Origin of the sequence: Xanthomonas euroxanthea (assembly GCF_903989455.1) — a bacterium.
GTDB lineage: Bacteria > Pseudomonadota > Gammaproteobacteria > Xanthomonadales > Xanthomonadaceae > Xanthomonas > Xanthomonas euroxanthea.
Window position 1 is genome coordinate 3,009,863 of record NZ_LR861803.1, and the last position, 21,267, is coordinate 3,031,129.

The following is a 21,267-nucleotide window of genomic DNA, read 5'->3' on the forward strand; positions in this document are numbered from 1 at the left end:
GGGCTTTATCGGAAATGCCCGTCGCGCCCGGGTGCGCTCCTACGCGTGCGTGGGCCTGCACAGGCTCATGCAAAGGGGTGGTCGATCGCCGGCGACGGCGGCGTAAACCACTGCGCGCCGGCATCGGTGACATGAAAATGGTCTTCCAGGCGCACGCCGAACTCACCGGGCACCACGATCATCGGCTCATTGCTGGCGCACATGCCCGGCTGCAGCGGCTGCGCATTGCCGCGCACCAGGTACGGCGCTTCGTGGATCGCCAGCCCGCAGCCGTGACCGGTGCGATGCGGCAGGCCGGGCAAGCGGTAGTCCGGGCCCAGCCCTGCCGCCTCCAGCACGCTGCGCGCCGCCTGGTCCACTGCTTCGCACGCAACAGCCGGGCGGATCGCTGCAAATGCCGCCGCCTGCGCTGCCTGTTCCAGGTCCCAGATGCGCCGTTGCGCGTCACTGGGCGTGCCGTAGATCCAGGTGCGGGTGATGTCGGAGTGGTAGCCCTGCACGGTGCAGCCGGTGTCGATCAGCACCAGCTCGCCGACGCGCAGGTGCTGCACGCCGGGAATGCCGTGCGGGAATGCGGTGGCATGGCCGAACTGCACGATGCAGAAGGTCGAGCCGTTGTCCGCGCCCAGCGCGCGGTGCGCCTCGTCGATGAAGCGCACCAGCTGGTCGGTGCCGATGCCTTCCTGCGCGATACCGGCGGCCAGCCGCTGCACCAGCAGGGTCATGTCGCAGGCCTGCTGCATCAGTGCCAGCTCGGCCGGCGACTTGCACATCCGGCAGCCATCGATGATGGCCCCGGCATCGCGGATGGCCGTGCCCAGGTGCGCGCGCAGGCCGGTGTGCACGGCAAAGGCGATGCCCGGATCCAGCGCCAGTGCATGCGCATGGTGGTCATCCATCGCCTGCACCACCAGCGCGTACGGGTCCTCGTGTTCCTCCCACAGATACTTGGCGACCGGAATCTTCAACACCGCATCCAGCGAGCCTTCCTCGAACGCGGGGCAGATCAGCACCGGGTCGCCGTCCAGCGTGAGCAGCAGCGCGACCAGGCGCTCACTCGCGCCCCACGGCACGCCGGTGAAATAGCGCAGCGAAGTACCGGCGCCGATCAACAGCGCATCCACGCCGTGCGCAGTCATCAGGCGGCGCGCGCGTTCGATGCGCTGTGCGTATTCCTGCGCGGCGATCGGCGCGGCGCGCTGCGTCCACGGCGTCAATTGCGCGCGCGCCTGCTCCAGCGACAGCCCGCCGATCTGGCCGCTCATGTGCCCGCTCCAAGATCGGCGGTGCTCCACTGCCCATCGACCAGACGCGCCACCCCGCCCGGGTTGCGCTGGCGCAGTTCGGCCGGCAGCAACGCGTCCGGCACCGCGTCGTAGCTGTGCAAGGCGGCGAAGCGGCGGATGGAACCGGGCATGCCCACCGCGGTGAAGCCCGGATGCCCGGTGCTGGGGAATGGCCCGCCGTGATTCTGCGCCGCACTCACCGCCACGCCGGTCGGCATCTTGCTGTTGATCAACCGCCCCACCCGCGCCCGCAGCACCGGTGCGATGGCCTGCCAGGCCGCATCGTCGCTGCCATCGGCTGCACGATACAAGGTGCCGGTGAGGTTACCTTCGAATGCCGCGGCAAGCTGCGTCATCTGCGCGAGGTCGCGCGCACGCACCAGCAGGCTCACCGGGCCGAAGGCCTCGGTCTGCAGTGCATGCGGATTGGCGAGGAACGCCTGGCCATCCACGCTCAGCAAAGTCGGCGCGTAGCGATAGCCGTCTTCGCCAGTATGTCCACCGGCCAACAGCGCGGCACCGGCAGCGCGCAGGGCCGCCACACCGCGTTGCACGCCTTCCACCCCGGAGTTGGAGAACAGCACCATCGGCAGGGCGGCCTCGAAATGCGCCGTGGTCGCGGCCACGAAGGCATCCCCGGATTTGCCCTGCGGCACCACCACCACCCCGGGATTGGTGCAGAACTGGCCGCTGCCCAGCGTGCACGAGGAGAAGAATTCCTGCGCCAGCGCGGCACCGCGTTCGGCCAGAGCGCCCGGCAGCAGGAACACCGGGTTGACGCTGGACAGCTCGGCATAGAACGGCACGCCGGCCGCATCGGCGGCGGCCTTCAGCGCCAGCCCGCCGGCACGGCTACCGGTGAAGCCGATCGCCCCCAGCCGCGCATCGCCGGCCAGTCGCAGGCCGGTCGCGTTGTCGACGTGATACAGCAACTGCACCGCCGCAGCCGGCAGGCCCGCCGCGAGCAAGGCTGTGTGCGCGAGTTGTGCCATGCGCTGGCTGGTGGCCGGATGCAGCGGATGCGCCTTGGCGATCACCGGGTTGCGCGCGGCAATGGCCGAGGCGAAATCGCTGCCGGCAATCGCATTGAAGGCGAACGGGAAATTGTTCGGGCCAAACACCACCACCGGCTTGCCCAACGGCGCCAGATGCGAACGCAGGTCGGCAGCGGTGTCGATGATGGGCTGGGTCCAGCTGTAGCTGCGCACCGCCTGCGCGGCCTGACGCAACTGCCCGCTGGTGCGCGGCAGTTCGTTGCCGCGCAAGCGCGTGGGCGCCGGCAATGCGGTTTCTGCATGGGCCAGCGCCACCAGGGTGTCGGCATCGGCATCCAGCGCGTCGGCGTAGGCGTCCAGAAATGCGGCGATCCTTTCGACCGGCGCCGCCGCAAGCTCTGCTGCAACCGCTTGCGCTGCCGCAATCGCGGTTTCGACATCCTCCGCACCGCTGACCGGAAACTGCGGCCCGATCGCCTCGCCCGTGCTCGGGTCGGCGGCACGGAAGCTGCCGGTCGCGGCGCGGCTAGGTTGCCACCGGCCGGCCAGCAATACCTCGGCCTCCTGGATGGTGGTGGATTGGAGCGTCTCGTTCATTGCGGCACCTTCGGTTGCATGAGGACGGACGCTGCACGCCATGCGGCAGCGGCCGACCAAAAAACGCCGAGGATGCCATGTTGATGCGACACCCTCGGCGACCCGCGTCTCGCTACACCGGCCACCCCGTGCGCGCATGACTCCGTGCGCGTCGCGTATCCATGGACGTACGGCGAGACCTCATCGTCAGGACAGTGTGGGCGCAGTGGCGATGGCGTGGTCGATGACCTTGAGCGCGGCCTCGCGCTCGGCACCGTCGACCACCAGCCGCGGCGCGCGCACGCGCTCGCTGCCCAGGCCCACCTTTTCCTGCACCAGTTTGATCAACTGCACGAACTTGGGCACGGTATCCAGGCGCAGCAGCGGCAGGAACCAGTCGTAGAGTTCCTTGGCCGCCGGGTAGCCGCCATCGCGCGCGAGTTCGAACAGGCGCACCGATTCCTTCGGGTAGGCGTTGACCAGCCCGGCAATCCAGCCCTTGGCGCCCATGCTCAGGCCTTCGACGATGGCATCGTCCATGCCCACCAGCAGCGCCAGACGATCGCCCAGCAGCTCCTGCAGCGCGGCGAAGCGGCGCACATCGCCCGAGGATTCCTTCACTGCCTGCAGGTTGGGGAATTCGGCGGCCAGCTCGGCGATCTGCGCCGGGCCGAAATCGGTCTTGTAGGCCACCGGGTTGTTGTACAGGATCACCGGCAGGTCGGTGGCGGCGATCACCGCGCGCACATGCGCGCCCATCTCGCGCCAGTCGGTGGAGTAGACGTAGGGCGGCAACACCATCAGCCCGCCGCAACCGAGCTCCTTGGCCGCCTTGGCCAGCGCCACCGCCTCACCGGTGGCCAGGCTGGCGATGCCCGGCACCACCGGCACGCGGCCGTTCAATGCGCTGATCAGTGTCTTGAGCACGGCGATCTTGTCCTCCACGCTCAAGGTGGCCGCTTCGCCCAGCGAACCCAGCGGCACGATCGCGGTGCAGCCGGCGTCCACCAGTTGATTGGCGTGCTTGCCCAGGAAGGCGTGGTCGATCTCGCCGGAGGCGGTGAACGGGGTGGTGATGGCCGGCAACACGCCGTGCCAGAACGCAGCAATACTCATGGATGATTCCCTTGCGAGTCGGAAGTGAACGGGTCGGCCAGCGCCGCGAGGCGGACCGGGAACAACGGCGGCCGGCGGCCGGCGTCGGTGGAAAGCGCGGGCGGGCAGCGCCCCAGTTCGGCCAGCGCGGTGCCGCAGATGCGGCCCTGGCAGGCGCCCATGCCGCAGCGCGAAGCGAGCTTGGCATCGCGTGCATCGTTGAAGTTGTCCAGCGCGCCCAGCGGCACGTCTTCGCAGCGGCACACCAGCGTGTCGGGCTGTGCCAGCGCGCGGATGCGTGGATCAAGCGCGAACTGCTGTTGCAGCACCTCGGCGAACGCACGCGCGGCACGTCGCCGCGGCTGCAGGCGCAGCGCCGCGTCCGGCGCGTCGGCAGCCATATGCCCGGCCATCGCACCTTCGATCAGCGCGCAATCGCGTCCACCGATGCCGCAGGCCTCGCCCGCTGCAAAGACCTGCCGCACGCTGGTGCGCAGCAGTGCGTCCACATGCACCTGTTGATGCGCGCCGTACGCGTCCAGCCGGCAACCGAGCAACTGTGCAAGTTCGGTGTTCGGCACCAGGCCATAGCCCACCGCCAACTGGTCGCAGGCAAGCCGCGTGCGACCGGCTGGCCCTTCGATCTCGATTTCGCGCAGTTGCGTGTCGCCATGTGCGGCAACGACAAAGCTGCCGGCGCGATACGCCACCGAGCGCAATTGCAGGCGCAGCGCCACCGCCTGCGCGGCCTTGCCCGGCCAGCGCCACAGCTGTAATGCGAACTGCCGCAACGCAGCTTGAGAGGTCTGTTCGTGGATGCCGAGCACCTGCGCGCCATGCCGTTGCACGGTGGCCGCACTGGCCAGCAGCAGCGGGCCGCTGCCGGCGACCACCACGCGCTTGCCGGCCAACGGCCAGCCCTGTTTGGCCAGCGCCTGCGCCGCACCGGCGCCGGTGACACCGGGCAGGGTCCAGCCCGGAAACGGCAGCAGCAATTCGCGCGCACCGGTGGCAAGCACCAGGGCGGCGTAATGCAGCTGCAGGGAACCGTTCGGGCCATCGGCCAGCAGCCAGCCCGGCTGCGCCAGCAGGATCTGCGTTTGCGTCAGCAGCGTGATCGACGCAGCGTCCTGCACCTGCCGCAACAGCGCGCGCGCATCGGCCGGCGCGCCGTGCCGCACATCGTTGCGCCACACCTGCCCGCCGGCACGCGGCTGCAGGTCGACCACGCCCACCCGCACGCCATGACTGGCCGCTGCCTGCGCCGCCGCCAGGCCGGCCGGGCCGGCGCCGATCACCAGCACATCGAAATGCTGCACGCGCTCAGCCATCGGTGCGTACCTGCATGCCGTCGCGCGCATCCACCAGGCAGGCGCGTTGCTGAGCGATGCCGTCGATGCGCACCCTGCATTCGAAACACACGCCCATGCCGCACAACGGCGCGCGCGGCTGGCCGCTGCGCGACTGCCGGAACTGCAGCGTCGCCTGCGCCACCGCAGCGGCCACGCTGGCGCCGGCCGGCACCTCGACCGCTTGCGCATCCACGTGCAGGCGCACCGTCGCGCTCATGCGGCGGCACCATGCACGGCGCGCGCCGGAGCGTACGGGCTGGGGTCGATGGCCGGGGTGCGCCCGAGCAGGCTGTCCACGATCACCCGGGCGCTCCCCAGCGCCGTGGTGACGCCCAGCCCCTCGTGACCGGCGGCCACCCACACATCGCGCCGGCCGGGCACCGCCCCGAGATACGGGCGCCCGTCCGGCGTGGCCGGGCGCAGCCCGGTCCACACCCGGATCGCCTGCAACTCGCGCAGCACCGGCAGATAGGCGAATGCACGCTGTAGCATCTGCTGCAGTACCGGCAGCGACAGCGCGCGGTCGTGCTCGCCGAACTGGCGCGAGGAGCCGATCAATATCTGCCCGGTCGGCCGCGGCTGCACATTGAAGGCCACGCTGGTGGCGTCGGCGCCATGCGCCGAATCGGCATAGCCCAGTTCCAGTAGCTGATGCCGGATCAAGCCTGGGTGCCGGTCGGTGATGACCAGATGGCCCTTGCGCGGGCGCAGTGCCAGCTCCGGCAGCAACTGCGGCAAGGCCACCCCGCTGGCCACCAGCACCGGGCCGGCCAACAGCTGGCCATCGTCCAGACGCACGCCCTGCGCCTGCAACTGCTCCACCTTGCGGCCGGCAAACAGCTGCGCGCCCGCCTTGCAGGCAAGGCTCACCAGATGCCGCGCCACCCGCGGCGGATACACCACGGCCTCACCCGGCACCAGCATGCCGCCGGCCAGGCCCGCCACCAGTTGCGGCTCCAGTGCATACAGCTGGCTGGCATCGATCGCGTCGGCATGCAGGCCGGCCGCCGCCAGCCGCGCGATCTTGGCCGGCACCGCCGCCAGTTCGCGCGCATCGCGGGCCACCCACAGCGTGCCGCAGCGGCTGAATTCGGCCTCGCTCAGTTGTGCAAAGCGCTCCCACAGCCGCAGCGAATACGCCGACAACGCCAGCTCGGCCGGGTCGTCGTCCATCGCCACCAGGTGCCCCATCGCCGCCGCGGTGGAACCGCCACCGATCGGCCCGGGCTCGACGATCGCCACGCGCAGCCCTTCGCACGCGGCCGCCTCGGCGCAGGCCGCGCCGACGATGCCCGCGCCCACCACGATCAGGTCGTAGCTGCGTCGCGTGGACGCTGCCGACGGCGCCGCATCGGCGGCCGGCGCGCTGCCAACTCCCTCCGATGCGGGCCGCACGGCATCCATCAGGCCACGATGCCCCAGGCGAACGGGTCGGCCGGGTCGATCAGCAGCTGCGCGCGTGCGGTGATGTAGGCGTGCCCGCTGATGCGTGGCGCAATGCCGCGCCCGCTGAGGCGATAGCTGCCTTCGAAGGCGCTGCCCAGAATGCCCTGCTGCACCCAGCGCTCGCCTTCGGCCAGCTTGCCGTCGGCGGCCAGGCAGGCCAGCTTGGCGCTGGTGCCGGTGCCGCACGGCGAACGGTCGTAGGCCAGCCCCGGGCACAGCACGAAGTTGCGCGCCACGCCGCTGCCGTCGGGTGCGCTGCCGTTGATTTCGATATGGTCGATCTCGCCACCGGCCTCGCCGGTGATGCCGGCCGCTTCCAGCGCCAGCCGGATCGCCTCGGTATAGGCGGTCAGCTCGCGCTGATGCGCCAGGTCCAGCGCACACGGCGCCTGCCCGGTGATGAAGAACCAGTTGCCGCCCCAGGCCACATCGCCACGCACCGGCCCGTAACCGGGCACGTCCACGTCCACGTCGGTCGCGACGCGATAACTGTCGACATTGTCGACCGACACCGTACCGTCTTCGGCCAGTTCCACGCCGACCGTGCCGACCGGCGTCTCGATGCGGTGCTGGCCCGGCGCGATGCGCCCCAGCTCGGCCAACGTGCGCACCACGCCGATGGTGCCGTGCCCGCACATGCCCAGGTAGCCAACGTTGTTGAAGAAGATCACCCCGGTGCAGGCGCTGGGGTCGCGGGCCGGCAGCAGCAAGGCGCCGACCATGGTGTCCGAGCCGCGCGGTTCGCAGGCGATCGCGCTGCGCCACGGGTCGAAATCGCGGCCAAACCGCTCGCGGCATTGCGCCAGATCGCCATCACCCAGATCGGGGAAGCCGGAGAGGACCACGCGGGTAGGTTCGCCGGCCGTATGGGAGTCGATGACGTCGATCGTGTGCATGGCTCATGCTCCCACTGCCGGCTGGCGGACGACTAGCGTCCAATGCGAGTTGCAAATGCGGAAATCCGCACAATCGACAACCCGGTTCACAGCCCCGCGTTTGCGCTAGGATCAATACAGGGCCGCGCCTTTCGTGCAGCCGTCAATCGTGACCGCCACCATGACGCCGATGGACCTCAACCTTCCCGCGCTGGAAATGCAGACGCTGTTCGATGCGCTGCCGGACGTGGTGTTCTTCATCAAGGACAGCGAGGGCCGCTACACCCATTGCAACCTGACGCTGGTGCGCCGGCTCGGACGCAAATTGCGCAGCGACATCATCGGCCGCTCGCCGCTGGAAGTGTTCCCGCTGCCGCTGGGCGGCAGCTACATGATGCAGGACCGCCGCGTGCTGTGTGGCGAGCTCATCGACAACCAGCTGGAGGTGCATCTGTATCCCAACCGCCTGCCCGGCTGGTGCCTGACCTTCAAACGCCCGCTGTGCGAGGCCAATGAAGTGATTGGCGTGGTCGGCATTTCGCGCGATCTGGGCCAGCCCGACAGCCGACACTCGGCGTACGAGCGCCTGAGCCAGGTGATGGATCACATGCAGGCCAACTTCGGCGACAACCTGCGCGTGCAGAGCCTGGCCGACCTGGCCGGCCTGTCGGTGGCGCAGCTGGAACGGCACTTCCGCCGCGTGTTCCAGGTGACCCCGCAGCAACTGCTGACCAAGCTGCGGATCGAATCGGCGATGCGGCTGCTGTACGGTGACGACAGCATCGCCAGCATTGGGCAACGCTGCGGCTTTGCCGACCAGAGCGCATTTGCGCGTCAGTTCAAGGCAACCGTCGGCATGACCCCGCGCGATTACCGTGCGCTCAAGGGTCAGTTGTAGGCACGCAAACACACGCTGACACACCATTGGCACAAATGCCGAATTCGGCAGCATTGGCAATGCCGCGGCGATGCGGTTTGCGCGGGTTGTTGCACCGCTGTCGCGGCGTGCAGGAGGCGGCGCAGGCAGGCTCGCGCTGAAGGTCGCGTCAAGGCGACCCTGGGCCCGGATGGTAGAATTTCGGGTTTCCCCTACCGCGTTGCCAATGGCCAGCTTTTTCCGCCGTAACAAGCCCACCACGCCCGACAGCGCGCGTACCTCGCGCTATAGCCTGGAAGAACTGGCAGCCGCATTTCCCACCGCGCCGTCTGCCGCCACCCCGGCATCGCCGGTCGAGGCAATGCCGACTGCCGAACCTGGCACATCGGCCACACCAGCATCACCCGCGCCTGCCGCACCGGCGCGCGGCGATTCGGTAACGCCGACGCCCGCCGCAACGCCGCCTGCCGCGGCACCGGCCGACCAGCTTGCCCAGGACATCGCCACGCGCACTGGCCAGGCGCAGAGTGTTGCCGCAGTCCCCAACGCACCCACGCCGCCTGCCACGCCGGCACCTGAGGCCTTGCAGGCACTGCCCGATCCGGTTTCGTCTGCCGCGCCGCACGCTCCCACGGTAGTGGTACCGCCTCCGGTAGTCGTGCAGCCGCACAGCGCACCCGCGCAGCCGGCAGGCACGCCGGCGCCGACGCCTGCACAAGGCGCCGCGCCCGCAGTCGTACCGTCGACCGTAACGCCTGCTGCCACGCCTACCGTCGTGACACCCGCTGTCGTGACGCCTGCCGCGGCAACAGCTGCGCCCACAGTGCAACCGGCCGTCGCCCCGTTGCCCACCGCCGCGCCCGGCGTCGTCGCCCCGGCCGTGATCAGCGCCCCAGTGCCGGCCAGTTCCGACAACGACAGCATCGTCGGCCAGCGCGATGCGCTACCGGCCGCCCCGGCCGGCAAGCCTGGCTGGCGCGACCGCCTACGCAACAGCAGCTTCGCGCGCAGCTTCGGCGGTCTGTTCTCGCGCAACCCCAAGCTCGACGACGACCTGCTCGACGAGATCGAAACCGCGCTGATCACCGCCGACGTTGGCATCGGCGCGACCACCGCCCTGGTCGAAGGGCTGCGCAAGCGCATGAAGTCGCGCGAGTTCGCCGATGCGCAGGCGATGTTCAAGGCCTTGCGCGCCGATCTCATCGCGCTGCTGCAGCCGGTCTCCAAACCGCTGGTCATCGACCGCTCGGCCAAGCCCTTCGTGGTGCTCACCGTCGGCGTCAACGGCGTCGGCAAGACCACCACCATCGGCAAGCTGGCCAAGCGCTTCAAGGACGACGGCAACAGCCTGATGCTGGCCGCCGGCGACACCTTCCGCGCCGCGGCGGTGGCGCAGCTGCAGGCCTGGGGCGATCGCAACGGCGTGGCCGTGATCGCGCAGGGGCAAAACGCCGACGCCGCCTCGGTGGCGTTCGACGCCCTGCAGGCCGCCAAGGCGCGCGGCACCGAGGTCTTGATCGCCGACACCGCCGGCCGCCTGCACACCCAGACCGGGCTGATGAACGAGCTGGGCAAGATCCGCCGCGTGCTCGGCAAGATCGATGCCGCCGCGCCGCACGAAGTGCTGATGGTCATCGACGGCACCACCGGGCAGAACGCCATTTCGCAGCTGCGCCAGTTCCATGCCGCGGTCGGCGTCACCGGCCTGGTCGTGACCAAGCTCGATGGCACCGCCAAGGGCGGCGTGGTGTTCGCCCTGGCCCGCGAGTTCAATATCCCGATCCGCTTCGCCGGCATCGGCGAACGCCCGGAAGACCTGCGTGTGTTCGACCCGGTCGCCTTCGTCGACGCCCTGTTGCCGGAAGCCTTGGGCAGCTGAGTGGAACGCGCCTGCCCACATCTGCAGCCGCTATGCAGCCAGGCGCTGCAGGCAGGCTGCACGGTGTGGCAGGTGTCGGGCGACTGGTCGCGTGCCAAACGTGCACTGGAGTTTGCCCAACCCCTGCCGGCGGCGCTGCGCAAGCAGGCCCGCGCCACTCCCGCGGCGGTCTACTACCATGCACCGGCCGCGCCGCACGGCCCTGGCGATGAAGGCGTTTTCTGCGAACAGCGCCTGGTCGGACTGGCCTTTCCGCTTCGCTGAGCGGCACCGTCGCGCCACACCCACACCCGCCGCCGGTCCGGCCCCGCCCTGAAGCCCTTGCCCTCCATCGCCAGCAGAGCCCATGCCAGCCGACCACGCCACTGCCACCGCTGACGCTTTCGTCGACCGCCTGCTGCACTGGTTCGACGGCCACGGCCGCCACGACCTGCCCTGGCAGCATCCACGTGCGCCGTACCGGGTGTGGCTGTCGGAAATCATGCTGCAGCAAACCCAGGTCGCGGTGGTCATTCCGTATTTCCAGAAGTTCGTCGCCCGCTTTCCGACCCTGGCCGATCTGGCCGCAGCCGACAACGACAGCGTGATGGCGCATTGGGCCGGGCTGGGCTACTACGCACGCGCACGCAATCTGCACGCGGCCGCCAAACAATGCCTGGCCCTGCACGATGGCGAACTGCCACGCGATGTCGATGCCTTGCTCGCCTTGCCCGGCATCGGCCGCAGCACTGCGGGCGCGATCCTCAGCCAGGCCTGGAACGACCGCTTCGCGATCATGGACGGCAACGTCAAGCGCGTGCTGACGCGCTTCCACGGCATCGCCGGCTATCCCGGCCTGCCGGTGATCGAAAAACAGTTATGGCAACTGGCGACGACGCATGTGGCGCACGTGCCGGCTGGCCGCCTGGCCGACTACACGCAGGCGCAGATGGATTTCGGCGCCACGCTATGTACGCGCGCCAGACCGGCCTGCGTGCTGTGCCCGCTGCAGGACGCTTGCGCCGCGCGCCGCGATGGCCTGGTGGACGCACTGCCCACGCCCAAGCCCGGCAAGGCGTTGCCCGAGCGCGAAGCCACTGCCTTGCTGCTGGAAAACGCGGACAGGCAGATCCTGCTGCAGCGCCGCCCGCCAACCGGCATCTGGGCCTCGCTGTGGACGCTGCCGCAGGCCGAGACCGATGGCGGCATGCGCGCATGGTTCGCGGCACATATCGACGGCAACTACGACCGCGCCGACGAAATGCCGCTGATCGTGCACACCTTCAGCCACTACCGCCTGCATCTGCAGCCCTTGCGCATCCGCAAGGTCGCGCTGCGCCCGGTGGTACGCGACAATGACGATCTGCGCTGGGTCGCCCGCGCCGATCTCGCATCGCTGGGCTTGCCGGCGCCGATCCGCAAACTGCTCGACGCCCTCTAGGCGCGCACTCAAAGGAATCCGCATGTCCCGCACCGTGTTCTGCCAGTACCAGCAATGCGACACCGAAGGCCTGGACTTTGTGCCTTATCCTGGCGAGCTCGGCCAGCGCGTGTTCGCGCAGATCGGCAAGAGCGCATGGCAGGCGTGGCTGGCGCATCAGACCATGCTGATCAACGAGAACCGGCTCTCGCCGCGCGACCCCAAGCACCGCGCGTTTCTCGAGACCGAGTTGCAGAAGTTCCTGTTCGAGCGCAATGCCGACAAGCCCGACGGCTATGTCGCGCCGATGCGCGAAGAGTAAGCGCACCAGGATTCGCCGCCGCCCACCGACGACTGCGCTCGTGCCGGGCAGGGCCGGCCGGTGAATCGCATCGGCGTGCATCGCGTGTGCCTTGCGGATCCTGCGCCGTTTACGCAAGCAGGAGGATTGCTCGCTACAACTGGTTGACCGTTCCTGAGCGGGAGACGCCTGGCGCAGCGCATCCCCGGTAGCGCAGCGACACTGCACGATCGCCGACCAGCTGCAACCGATATCCGGGCACCGCGATGCCCGGATGCGCGCAGCTCAGCCGACGCCGGTGGGTCCATCCAGCAGCATGCGGATCCGCTTGAGCAGTTCCTTCTGCGTGTACGGCTTGTTGACGACGTCAAATTCCGCACCGCCGACGTCGGTGCGCTCGATGCTGGCATCGGCATAGCCGGTGGTCAGCAGGACCTTGACCCTGGGCAGCATGCGCCGCGCCTCGCGTGCCAGCACCACGCCATTCATGCCGCCGGGCATGATCAGATCGGTAAACACTGCGTCCACCTCCGGATGCTGTTCCAGCACCTCGACCGCCTCGCGGCCGCTGGATGCGGTCAGGATGCGGTAACCGGCATCTTCCAGGAACATCTGCGCGACCACCGCCACATCCGGCTTGTCTTCCACGATCAGGATGGTCTCGCTGCCGCCCTTGTCGATCGCGCGGCCCTTGGCCGCCTGCAGCTCGTTCTCGAACTCGCTGGAGGCGGGAAAGTACAGCCGCACCGTGGTGCCCTCGCCCACTTCGCTGGAAATGCGCACGGTGCCGCCGGATTGCTTGACGAAGCCGTACACCATCGACAGGCCCAGGCCTGTGCCCTGCCCTTCGTCCTTGGTGGTGAAGAACGGCTCCATGACCCGGCTGGCGACATCCGGCGGCATGCCCGAACCGGTATCGCTCACCGCAAGGCTCACATAACGGCCCGGTGCCAGCTGGTGATACATCGCCAGATCGTGGCTGGTGATTTCCACATTCTGCGTCTGCACCGTGACCTGCTTGCGCTCGACCTGCGCCATCGCATCGCGCGCGTTGATCAACACGTTCAACAACGCCACTTCGGCCTGCGTGGTATCGATCTGGCAATTCCACAGCCGCTCGTCCAGCGACTGCTGCATGGTGATGCCGCCGCCCAGCACGCGCTCGGCCATGTTGTTCATGCCCGACACCAGACCGTTGAGGTTCACCACCCGCCCGCGCAACTTCTGCTTGCGCGAAAACGCCAGCAGTTGCTGCGTGAGCGTGGCCGCCTTGGCGGCTGCCGCAGCCGCGTGCTCGGCACTGAAGGCGATGCGCTGCGCGTTGTCGCCGCCCTTGTTGGCCATCATCTGGATCACTTCCAGGTGGCCGGCCATCACCTGCAACAGATTGTTGAAATCGTGCGCAATGCCGCCGGTCAGCTGCCCCAGCGCTTCCATCTTCTGCGCCTGGCGCAAGGCGTCCTCGGCATCGCGGCGACGGCTCACATCCAGCTGCGAGCCGAAGAAATACACCAGACGGCCGCTCTCGTCGAACACTGGCGAGACGAACAGCGCATTCCAGAACGACGAACCGTCCTTGCGGTAATTCAGCACTTCGGTGGCGAATTCGCGCCGGTTTTCGATCGATTCGCGGACATCGTCGATGCTGGAGCGGTCGGTCTCCGGCCCCTGCAGGAAGCGGCAGTTGTTGCCGATGATCTCTTCTGCCGAATACCCGGTCATTTCCAGGAATGCGCGGTTGGCGAACACGATCGGATTGTCCGGCAGATGCGGGTCGGTCACCGTCATCGGCATCCGCGTCGTCTCCACCGCCGCAAAGAAGATATCCGAGCGATGTTTCTCGACCGGAAGACTGCGTGATTCGCCGATGTGAGGCGCCCGTGGCTCTCCGTACCCAGGATCGTTCAAGTGCATGTTCTCCGCGGGGCCATTCCCGTGGCGATAGTCTAGTTGGGGCCGGTGAGCTGATCCCTCACATCCATGAGCCTTTCCCGTACGGCCGCGCTCGCCGATGCAACCCAACCTGCCTGACGCAGCACGTGCTGATGCGGCACCTGCGTTGACACCACGTCGATGCCCGCCGCACCGGCCACCAGCAGCCCCGTGCCCGCATCGCCGGCACATCCAGCCATGGTCCGTGCACGGCCCGGTCAACCAGCGAAACACGATGGCGCCCACCGCCGCAGGCACCGGCGTGCAGGCACGCGTGCAGCTGTGAGCCATTGCCTTGCGCCGTCGCTTGCTGAAAGCAGGTTAATGGTGCCGCGACGGGCCGTCCGTGGCAGGCAGGCGCATCGGCGGTTTTGCCGTAGCATGCGCGGGCAGCAAGCAGCTCCTGCGCTTCATTCGGCCGTTCTGGCGCCGTTGCGCGCGTCCTTTCAGCCAGCGCAGGTTCTGGCGACCATGCGATGCCACCATGCCGGGCTACCAGACCCAGATTCACGAATTGACCTTCGGGCAACTGACCTACGTCATCCGCTCACTTGCCGATAAGCAGCAATACGCCGATCCGGACGAGAGTGCGTCCGATGCAGGCATCTCTTCGGCGCAATGGAGCCTGTTCGGACAGGTCTGGCCTGCGGGTCGACTGCTGGCCGAAGCGATGGCCACGCGCCCGATCGACGGCAAGCGCATTCTCGAACTCGGTTGCGGCCTGGGGCTGGCCAGCCTGGTGTTGCGCAGGCGCGGCGCCGACGTGGTCGCCAGCGACCATCATCCGCTGGCCGAGGTGTTTCTGGCGTACAACGCTGCGCTCAACTCGCTGGACTCGGTGCCGTATCGCCGGCTCGACTGGGACGCCGGCGCGCTGAACATGGGCCAGTTCGACATGATCATCGCCAGCGACGTGCTCTACGAGAGCCGCCACGCCACCATGCTGGCCACCCTGATCCCCGCGTTGGCCAAGCCCTCGTGCGAGATCGTCATCAGCGACCCGGGCCGCGGCAATGCCAACGCGCTCTCGCGCATGCTGGCGGACATCGGGTTTTCGCTGGTCGCCGGCGAGCGCCAAGCCGCCGCCCAGGTGGCCAAGGCGCCGCGCCTGTTCGTCTACCGGCGCAACATGGACAACTGGTGGCCGGCAGGCGGCTAAGCGGCCTGCCGCTTCACTCGACTGCAGGGTTATAGGCAGACAGGGCGATCGGCTTGCGCGGATCGGCCTTGATCTCCTTGTGCTCGCTCATGCGCAGCGCGTCGGCATCGGGCGAGTCGTCTGAGTTCATCTCCCAGCCTTCCAGCACACGCTTGTGGAAGAACACCCCGCCACGCGCACGGTCGTAGCGGAACGTGATGTAGTCGGTCCAGTGCTGGCCGCAGGCCACGCCGTTTTGCACGGTGAAGTAGGCGCCCTTGGCCACCAGGCCGCCTTCGCCATCCAGAAACGGATCGCACTGCCCGCCTTCGTCGGCCTTGAAGATCACCCGCGTATTGCGCCCGGCGATCGCAAAGCCGCCATCGGCGGTCGCCATCACGACCAGCAGGGTCCGCGCCGGCGCCGGGGCGCCGTCTGCCTTGCGTGCATCTTCTGTGGCGGCGCGCAGGGCCACCACATAATCCGGCCGCCCATCTCCGCTCAGATCCGCCTCGGCAAGGCCGATGACCGTTTGCCCGGACGGCAGCAGCCTGGACGCAGCAGCAGGCAGCGTCGCTGCGCCGCACGGCGCAACGGCTGCCAGTGTCAGGGCCAACCACCAGTATCGCGTTGTCATTGCCGTTCCTTCATGTGCATGGGACGCCAGCATACGCGGCGATCCAGCTCGGCCGGCCGGTGGTGCACTGCCTGAGATCGCGTCTGCATGGGCGATTGCAGTCCACTTCATCACACCGGAACTCAATCGCGTGGCCGCCGGTTCGATGATGCGAGCGTGTCTGCCGCGCTGCCGGCGCCAGACGTCAGACGTCAGACGTCAGACGTCAGCGGCGATATTCCTTCGGGTCCAGAAACTCGGCCAGGCAGGAGCCCACACGCAGCGCCTGCTCGCGCGCATCACCGCGGTATTCGCCCTGCCCCGCACCTTCGATCGTGGCGATCGGCGAGGCGCGGTCGCGGTGATACACGAACGCCGTCGACGACCACTGCGTCTGTCCAGGGGCCTGACTTTCCATCGTTTCCACGCGGAACTCACCGCAGTACCCGTGAATCAACGTGCGTCGAAGTGTTTTGTGCGTCATGCGCGGAAGTATCGCCACGTGCAGTTGAAGACGACGTGGAAAAAACCGCCGCGACCCGGCCGGGCGCGAGCAAGTGCAGTCCGTCCCTTTACTCCCCCGGCGCACGCTGCCGGGCCTCCTTGGGGACGCAACCGGCAGCGCCCGGACGCTGGCGTGACAGCGCAGAGCGACACGGCAATTCGTCCAGCCGCATGCGACAGGTCTGCCGGCAGACGCAGCACATCCACCTGCAGCAATCGCTGCAACGTGGCATCAATAAAAACGGGAGGAGATTGCACATCCGGCGATTGCCGGGAAGCCTCGCGATCGAAGGCTTGGAAATGGTGGCCGAGGACGGAATCGAACCGCCGACACGGGGATTTTCAATCCCCTGCTCTACCAACTGAGCTACTCGGCCACTATCGCAACATGCTGCCTGCGTTGCGAGGACGCGCATCATAGCGAGCAGGCGCAGTTTGGGCAAGCCTTGCGATGAACTTTGTTGCGGGCCGGCGCGACACCTGTGCTTTCCTGCACCGGTTCACGCCGCGCGGCGGGCGGCATGGCCTAGCCTGCGCAGGTCCGGAGGAGATTGTCATGCGCCTGCCCCGCCTGCTGTTGTCGTTCGCCTCGCTGCTGCCGCTGGCGGCCGCCGCCCAACCGCCGGTACGCGCAGTGCCGCAACTGGACATCTCCCGCTACGCGGGCCAGTGGCACGAGATCGCGCATCTTCCGGTGTCGTTCCAGAACAAGTGCCGCAGCGACATCACCGCCAGCTACACCTTGCGCGACGATGGCCTGATCGGCGTGCGCAACGGCTGCCGCACCGCCGATGGCGAGCTGGCCCAGGCCGACGGGGTGGCGCGCCCGGTCGCTGGCCAGCCCGGGCAGCTGCAGGTGCGCTTTGCCCCGGAATGGTTGAGCTGGTTGCCGCTGGTGTGGGCCGACTACTGGGTGATCGCCCTCGACCCGGACTATCAATGGGCCATGGTCGGCGAGCCGGATCGCAACTATCTCTGGATCCTGTCGCGCTCGCCGCAGATGCCGCGCGCGCAGTTCGAACAACTCAAGGCCCGGGCCGCGCAGATGGGCTACGACCTGTCGCCGCTGATCGTGGCTGCGCCACTGCCCTGACTCCGGTGGCCGGCCCACCGCGCGCCGCGCATCACACGCCGCATTGCACGCGCGCAGGCAGCAAGGCAGCAACCGTACTGCGTAGTATTCTTGGCGCCGCCTCATCCCGCCAAGGACTTCAGTACATGCGTCGCGCCTCCCGTCTCCTGATCGTCTCGCTGGCCTGCGGCCTGCTGCTGAGCGCCTGCGGCGGTGCGGTACGCCGCGTGTCCGAGCCGGCTGCCAGCATCCAGCAATTGACCGTGCGTGCCGATGGCTCCTGGTCGGTCGATCTGCGGCTGCAGAACTACAGCAGCATCCCGATGCAGTTCGAGCGCGTGGCGCTGGAGATTTCCGCCGGCGATCAGGTCGCCGGCAAGCTCGACCAGACCGTCGGCATCTCGATCGGCCCGGAAACCGCCGACGTGGTGACCGTCAACGTGCAGCCAACCTCGCTGGGCCGCATCACCGTCGCCGACGTGCTGGCCGGTGGCCGCTCGCTGCCTTACGCGCTCAAGGGCACGGTATGGGCGACGCCTCAGGACAAGAAGCAGCGCGATTTCAGCGTCGAGTCGCGCAACACGCTCAGCCCCGCGCCCGGCCTCAACGGCGTGCTGCGCTGACGCGCACGCCTTCCCGCACTCGTTTGAAGGATCCCGCATGAGCAGCTACACCGCCCCGCTGACCGATTTCCGCTTCGCCCTGCACGATGTGCTCGGCGCGCAAGCCCTGTTTGCCCGGCTCGGCTATGCCGACGCCAGCACCGACATCATCGATGCCGTACTCGAAGAGGCCGGCCGCTTCACCGCGCAGGTGCTGGCGCCGCTCAACAGCATCGGCGACGAAATCGGCTGCGCCTTCGACAAGAGTACCCACGCGGTGACCACCCCGCCCGGCTTCCGCGCCGCCTACGACCAGTTCGTTGGCGCCGGCTGGAACGGGCTGACCGCCGAGACGCAATTCGGCGGCCAGGGCATGCCGCACACGCTGGGCGTGCCGTTGAGCGAAATGATCAACGCCGCCAACCTGGCCTGGGGCAACTTCCCGCTGCTCTCGCATGGCGCGATGGAAGCGCTGCGCCAGCACGGCGAAACCTGGCAGCAGGACGTGTTCCTCAAGCCGCTGATCGACGGCCGCTGGACCGGCACCATGTGCCTGACCGAGCCGCATTGCGGCACCGACCTGGGCCTGCTCAAGACCCGCGCCGAGCCCAACGCCGACGGCAGCTACGCCATCACCGGCACCAAGATCTTCATCACCGCCGGCGAGCACGATCTCACCGACAACATCGTGCATCTGGTGCTGGCCAAATTGCCGGACGCACCGGCCGGCGCCAAGGGCATCTCGCTGTTCGTCACCCCCAAATTCAAGGTGGACCGCGACGGCAACGTGGGCGAACGCAACGCGCTGCACTGCGGTTCGATCGAGCACAAGATGGGCATCAAGGGCTCGGTCACCTGCGTGATGAACTTCGAAGGCGCGCAGGGCTACCTGGTCGGCCAGCCGCACAAGGGCCTGCAGGCGATGTTTACGATGATGAACACTGCGCGCCTGAGCGTCGGCCTGCAGGGCATCGGCCTGTCCGAGCGGGCGTATCAGAACGCGCTGCGCTATACCCGCGAACGTCTGCAGTCGCGCGCGCTCAGCGGCGCCCGGTTTCCCGACAAACCGGCCGACCCGATCATCGTGCACCCGGACGTGCGCCGCATGCTGCTCACCATCAAGTCGCTGACCGAAGGCAGCCGCCTGCTGGCACTGCATGCCGCCAGCCTGGTCGACGTGGCCCACCGCGGCGCCAGCGAGCAGGAACGCGCCGATGCCGAGACCCTGGTGAGCTTCCTCACCCCGATCTCCAAGGCCTGCCAGACCGAGTGGTCGATCGAGAACACCTACCACGCGCTGCAGTGCTTCGGCGGCCATGGCTACATCCGCGAATACGGCATGGAGCAGCTGGCCCGCGACGCACGCATCACCACCATCTACGAAGGCACCACCGGCATCCAGGCGCTGGATCTGATAGGCCGCAAGACCGCTGCCAGCCAGGCGGCCGGATTGAAACTGTTCCTGGCCGATGTGGAAAGCTTTGCCAATGCCCAGGAAGGCAACGCAGCGCTGGCCGAGTTCATCAAGCCGCTGCGCGACAAGTGCAGCGAGTGGGCGATGCTGACCCGCGACGTGCTCGATCGCGCCGCGCGCAATCCGGACGAACTCGGTGCCGCCAGCTACGACTACCTGTTCTATTCCGGCTACGTGGTGCTGGCGTACTGGTGGGCACGCAGCGTGGCCGCGGCCGATGCCTCCGCGCACAGCGAGGACTTCAAACGCGCCAAGCGCGAAACCGCACGCTTCTACTTCGCACGCGTGTTGCCACGCACGCTGGCCCATGCCGCCACCATCCGCAGCGGCGCCGCCCCGTTGATGTCGCTAGAAGCGGAGCTGTTCGGCGAAGCCTGAGCAAGCGCCCTCCTCGCGGCGGGCTGCCGCCGTCGTAGCAGCGGGCCTGGCCGCGACGGCGCATTACCGATCGGCGAACGTCGCGCCCGGGTGCGCTCCTACGGCAACCTCACAGGATTCCACCGCTATCGTAGGAGCGGACCTGGCCGCGACGGGCATCACCGATCGGCGAAACCTCGCGCCCGGGTGCGCTCCTACGGCAACCTCACAGGATTCCACCGCTATCGTAGGAGCGGACCTGGCCGCGACGGCGCATCACCGATCGGCGAACCTCGCGCCCGGGTGCGCTCCTACGGCTAAACCAGGCTTTCAACGCGCAAGGACTGGTCACGCAGCACGGCGGCATCGCGGCCGGGCGGGCCGTGCTGATCCCTTGATTGCAATAAGCGCGCCACGGCCCGTCGCTGCGATACACAAACTGTCAACGATCGGGTATAAGCTGTTTTCCCGATGGAGACAGACACGCACGCAGGTGATGTGATCGTCCCCGGAGGCTCCTCAGCCCCGGTCGCGGGCAGCGCTGTCGCTGCAATCCAGCAACTTCCCACCTTGCGCCTGCTTTCGCTCGATGCGCATGGTCGCGTACTGGACTGGATCAACTGGCAGGATGCCGCCTGCCTGTACGCACGCGGTGCGGTGTCCTGGACCCTGGGCGAGCCCTGCATGGAGATCCACGGTGGCATGTCGCGGCTCACCGGCGAGCGCAGCACGCTGGCATTGCATCCCATCATCGCCGCACGCGGGCATGCCCGTTCGCGCGCGCTGGACCCGACGCCGACCCTCAGCAACACCGCCCTGTTCGCGCGCGACTCGCAGTTGTGCATGTATTGCGGCCAGCACTTCAGTCGCCCGCAGCTGACCCGCGATCACGTCATGCCGGTCTCCAAGGGTGGCCGCGACAGCTGGGAGAACGTGGTCACCGCCTGCTTCCAGTGCAACTCGCGCAAGGCCAACCGGACGCCACAGCAGGCGCATATGCCGCTGCTGGCCGTGCCTTATCGCCCCAGCTGGATCGAGCACCTGATCCTGTCCAACCGCAACATCCTGTCCGACCAGATGGCGTTCCTGCGCGCGCAGTTGCCCAAGCGCTCGAAACTGTCGCTGTAGGTCGCTACCCGCTGGCTCGACACAACGCTCCGGATGGATCGCCGGGACAGGCGGTGGGATCGTCCGACCGATGTGCGGCAGCGCGCACCGGCGGGCGCGTCGACTCGACGCAGCACACAGCGCCTCCACGCAATGCGCAGCCCCGACGCTTCCTCGACCATTCACGGCGACCCGGCCAGCCTGCACATCGCACGGCCACGCAGCCTCGCTGGCCAGTGTCACAGGCCCTTCGACCCGGGTGCGGCGGATTGCCGCACCTGCGCCAAGGATGCAACCCACGCGCCTGCACTGCCGACCGTGCCCAACCGTCACTTCCCGCTGACAGCTGAACCGGTTTGCTTGCCGGGCCTTCGCATGGGGAGG

20 protein-coding genes and 1 tRNA gene are annotated in these 21,267 nt (G+C 68.1%); 10 read left to right on the top strand and 11 right to left on the bottom strand.

Going from position 1 to position 21,267, the window contains the following annotated elements:
• Positions 1 to 65: 65 nt before the first annotated feature.
• The 7 genes from H7A86_RS12555 to H7A86_RS12585 all read right to left on the bottom strand — a co-directional run bounded on the left by H7A86_RS12555 (position 66) and on the right by H7A86_RS12585 (position 7,646).
• Positions 66 to 1,265 carry a M24 family metallopeptidase gene (locus H7A86_RS12555; RefSeq protein WP_119131369.1) on the bottom strand — a complete coding sequence of 400 codons (1,200 nt, stop codon included), beginning with the start codon at positions 1,263 to 1,265 and terminating at the stop codon, positions 66 to 68.
• On the bottom strand, positions 1,262 to 2,878 hold the full coding sequence (locus H7A86_RS12560; RefSeq protein ID WP_119131368.1) for an aldehyde dehydrogenase family protein: 1,617 nt from the start codon (positions 2,876 to 2,878) through the stop codon (positions 1,262 to 1,264). The genes H7A86_RS12555 and H7A86_RS12560 overlap by 4 nt, the downstream gene beginning before the upstream one ends.
• A gap of 186 nt (positions 2,879 to 3,064) precedes the next feature.
• A complete protein-coding gene (locus H7A86_RS12565) occupies positions 3,065 to 3,973 on the bottom strand; it encodes a dihydrodipicolinate synthase family protein (RefSeq protein WP_104582093.1) in 909 nt (302 codons plus the stop codon).
• On the bottom strand, positions 3,970 to 5,283 hold the full coding sequence (locus tag H7A86_RS12570) for an NAD(P)/FAD-dependent oxidoreductase (protein WP_119131367.1): 1,314 nt from the start codon (positions 5,281 to 5,283) through the stop codon (positions 3,970 to 3,972). Before H7A86_RS12570 ends, H7A86_RS12565 begins: the two co-directional genes overlap by 4 nt.
• Positions 5,276 to 5,521: a 2Fe-2S iron-sulfur cluster-binding protein gene (locus H7A86_RS12575; protein WP_119131366.1), complete on the bottom strand. Its 246-nt coding sequence runs from the start codon at positions 5,519 to 5,521 to the stop codon at positions 5,276 to 5,278. The genes H7A86_RS12570 and H7A86_RS12575 overlap by 8 nt, the downstream gene beginning before the upstream one ends.
• Positions 5,518 to 6,708: an NAD(P)/FAD-dependent oxidoreductase gene (locus H7A86_RS12580; protein ID WP_119131365.1), complete on the bottom strand. Its 1,191-nt coding sequence runs from the start codon at positions 6,706 to 6,708 to the stop codon at positions 5,518 to 5,520. The genes H7A86_RS12575 and H7A86_RS12580 overlap by 4 nt, the downstream gene beginning before the upstream one ends.
• The gene (locus H7A86_RS12585) at positions 6,708 to 7,646 is read right to left on the bottom strand and encodes a proline racemase family protein (protein WP_119131364.1); all 939 of its coding nucleotides are present in this window, start codon (positions 7,644 to 7,646) and stop codon (positions 6,708 to 6,710) included. The genes H7A86_RS12580 and H7A86_RS12585 overlap by 1 nt, the downstream gene beginning before the upstream one ends.
• A 160-nt stretch (positions 7,647 to 7,806) precedes the next feature.
• Here H7A86_RS12585 and H7A86_RS12590 point away from each other — a divergent pair, with 160 nt between their 5' ends.
• The 5 genes from H7A86_RS12590 (at position 7,807) to H7A86_RS12610 (ending at position 12,102) form a co-directional block, all read left to right on the top strand.
• On the top strand, positions 7,807 to 8,523 hold the full coding sequence (locus H7A86_RS12590; RefSeq protein ID WP_119131528.1) for an AraC family transcriptional regulator: 717 nt from the start codon (positions 7,807 to 7,809) through the stop codon (positions 8,521 to 8,523).
• Positions 8,524 to 8,728: 205 nt separating this feature from the next.
• Positions 8,729 to 10,381, top strand: a complete 1,653-nt coding sequence (gene ftsY, locus H7A86_RS12595; RefSeq protein ID WP_180707875.1) for a signal recognition particle-docking protein FtsY — start codon at positions 8,729 to 8,731, stop codon at positions 10,379 to 10,381.
• 72 nt (positions 10,382 to 10,453) lie between these two features.
• Complete coding sequence (locus tag H7A86_RS12600; RefSeq protein WP_232099094.1) at positions 10,454 to 10,645, top strand: hypothetical protein; 192 nt, start codon at positions 10,454 to 10,456, stop codon at positions 10,643 to 10,645.
• Between the two features lie 82 nt (positions 10,646 to 10,727).
• Positions 10,728 to 11,801, top strand: a complete 1,074-nt coding sequence (gene mutY / locus H7A86_RS12605; protein WP_119131361.1) for an A/G-specific adenine glycosylase — start codon at positions 10,728 to 10,730, stop codon at positions 11,799 to 11,801.
• A gap of 22 nt (positions 11,802 to 11,823) precedes the next feature.
• Positions 11,824 to 12,102, top strand: a complete 279-nt coding sequence (locus H7A86_RS12610; protein WP_119131360.1) for an oxidative damage protection protein — start codon at positions 11,824 to 11,826, stop codon at positions 12,100 to 12,102.
• 264 nt (positions 12,103 to 12,366) lie between these two features.
• Here H7A86_RS12610 and H7A86_RS12615 read toward each other — a convergent pair whose 3' ends face one another.
• Positions 12,367 to 13,989, bottom strand: a complete 1,623-nt coding sequence (locus tag H7A86_RS12615) for a hybrid sensor histidine kinase/response regulator (protein WP_104648251.1) — start codon at positions 13,987 to 13,989, stop codon at positions 12,367 to 12,369.
• A 508-nt stretch (positions 13,990 to 14,497) separates the two neighbouring features.
• Here H7A86_RS12615 and H7A86_RS12620 point away from each other — a divergent pair.
• On the top strand, positions 14,498 to 15,172 hold the full coding sequence (locus H7A86_RS12620; RefSeq protein WP_119131358.1) for a class I SAM-dependent methyltransferase: 675 nt from the start codon (positions 14,498 to 14,500) through the stop codon (positions 15,170 to 15,172).
• 13 nt (positions 15,173 to 15,185) lie between these two features.
• Here the strand turns inward: H7A86_RS12620 and H7A86_RS12625 are convergent, their stop codons facing one another.
• The 3 genes from H7A86_RS12625 to H7A86_RS12635 all read right to left on the bottom strand — a co-directional run bounded on the left by H7A86_RS12625 (position 15,186) and on the right by H7A86_RS12635 (position 16,648).
• Entirely contained in the window at positions 15,186 to 15,788 is a 603-nt protein-coding gene (locus H7A86_RS12625) for a hypothetical protein (protein ID WP_119131357.1), read from the bottom strand.
• Between the two features lie 205 nt (positions 15,789 to 15,993).
• Positions 15,994 to 16,251 (bottom strand): hypothetical protein, encoded by a 258-nt coding sequence (locus H7A86_RS12630; RefSeq protein ID WP_104582079.1) that lies wholly within the window; start codon positions 16,249 to 16,251, stop codon positions 15,994 to 15,996.
• Between the two features lie 321 nt (positions 16,252 to 16,572).
• Positions 16,573 to 16,648, bottom strand: a tRNA-Phe gene (locus H7A86_RS12635).
• A gap of 179 nt (positions 16,649 to 16,827) precedes the next feature.
• Between H7A86_RS12635 and H7A86_RS12640 the strand changes: the two genes are divergently transcribed.
• The 4 genes from H7A86_RS12640 (at position 16,828) to H7A86_RS12655 (ending at position 20,904) form a co-directional block, all read left to right on the top strand.
• A complete protein-coding gene (locus tag H7A86_RS12640) occupies positions 16,828 to 17,364 on the top strand; it encodes a lipocalin family protein (RefSeq protein WP_119131356.1) in 537 nt (178 codons plus the stop codon).
• 125 nt (positions 17,365 to 17,489) lie between these two features.
• The gene (locus H7A86_RS12645; protein WP_104647964.1) at positions 17,490 to 17,966 is read left to right on the top strand and encodes an LEA/WHy family protein; all 477 of its coding nucleotides are present in this window, start codon (positions 17,490 to 17,492) and stop codon (positions 17,964 to 17,966) included.
• Between the two features lie 37 nt (positions 17,967 to 18,003).
• Positions 18,004 to 19,797, top strand: coding sequence for an acyl-CoA dehydrogenase C-terminal domain-containing protein (locus tag H7A86_RS12650; protein WP_119131355.1), 1,794 nt, complete (start codon positions 18,004 to 18,006; stop codon positions 19,795 to 19,797).
• A 450-nt stretch (positions 19,798 to 20,247) separates the two neighbouring features.
• Positions 20,248 to 20,904 (top strand): HNH endonuclease, encoded by a 657-nt coding sequence (locus tag H7A86_RS12655; RefSeq protein ID WP_053045183.1) that lies wholly within the window; start codon positions 20,248 to 20,250, stop codon positions 20,902 to 20,904.
• Positions 20,905 to 21,267 lie beyond the last annotated feature (363 nt).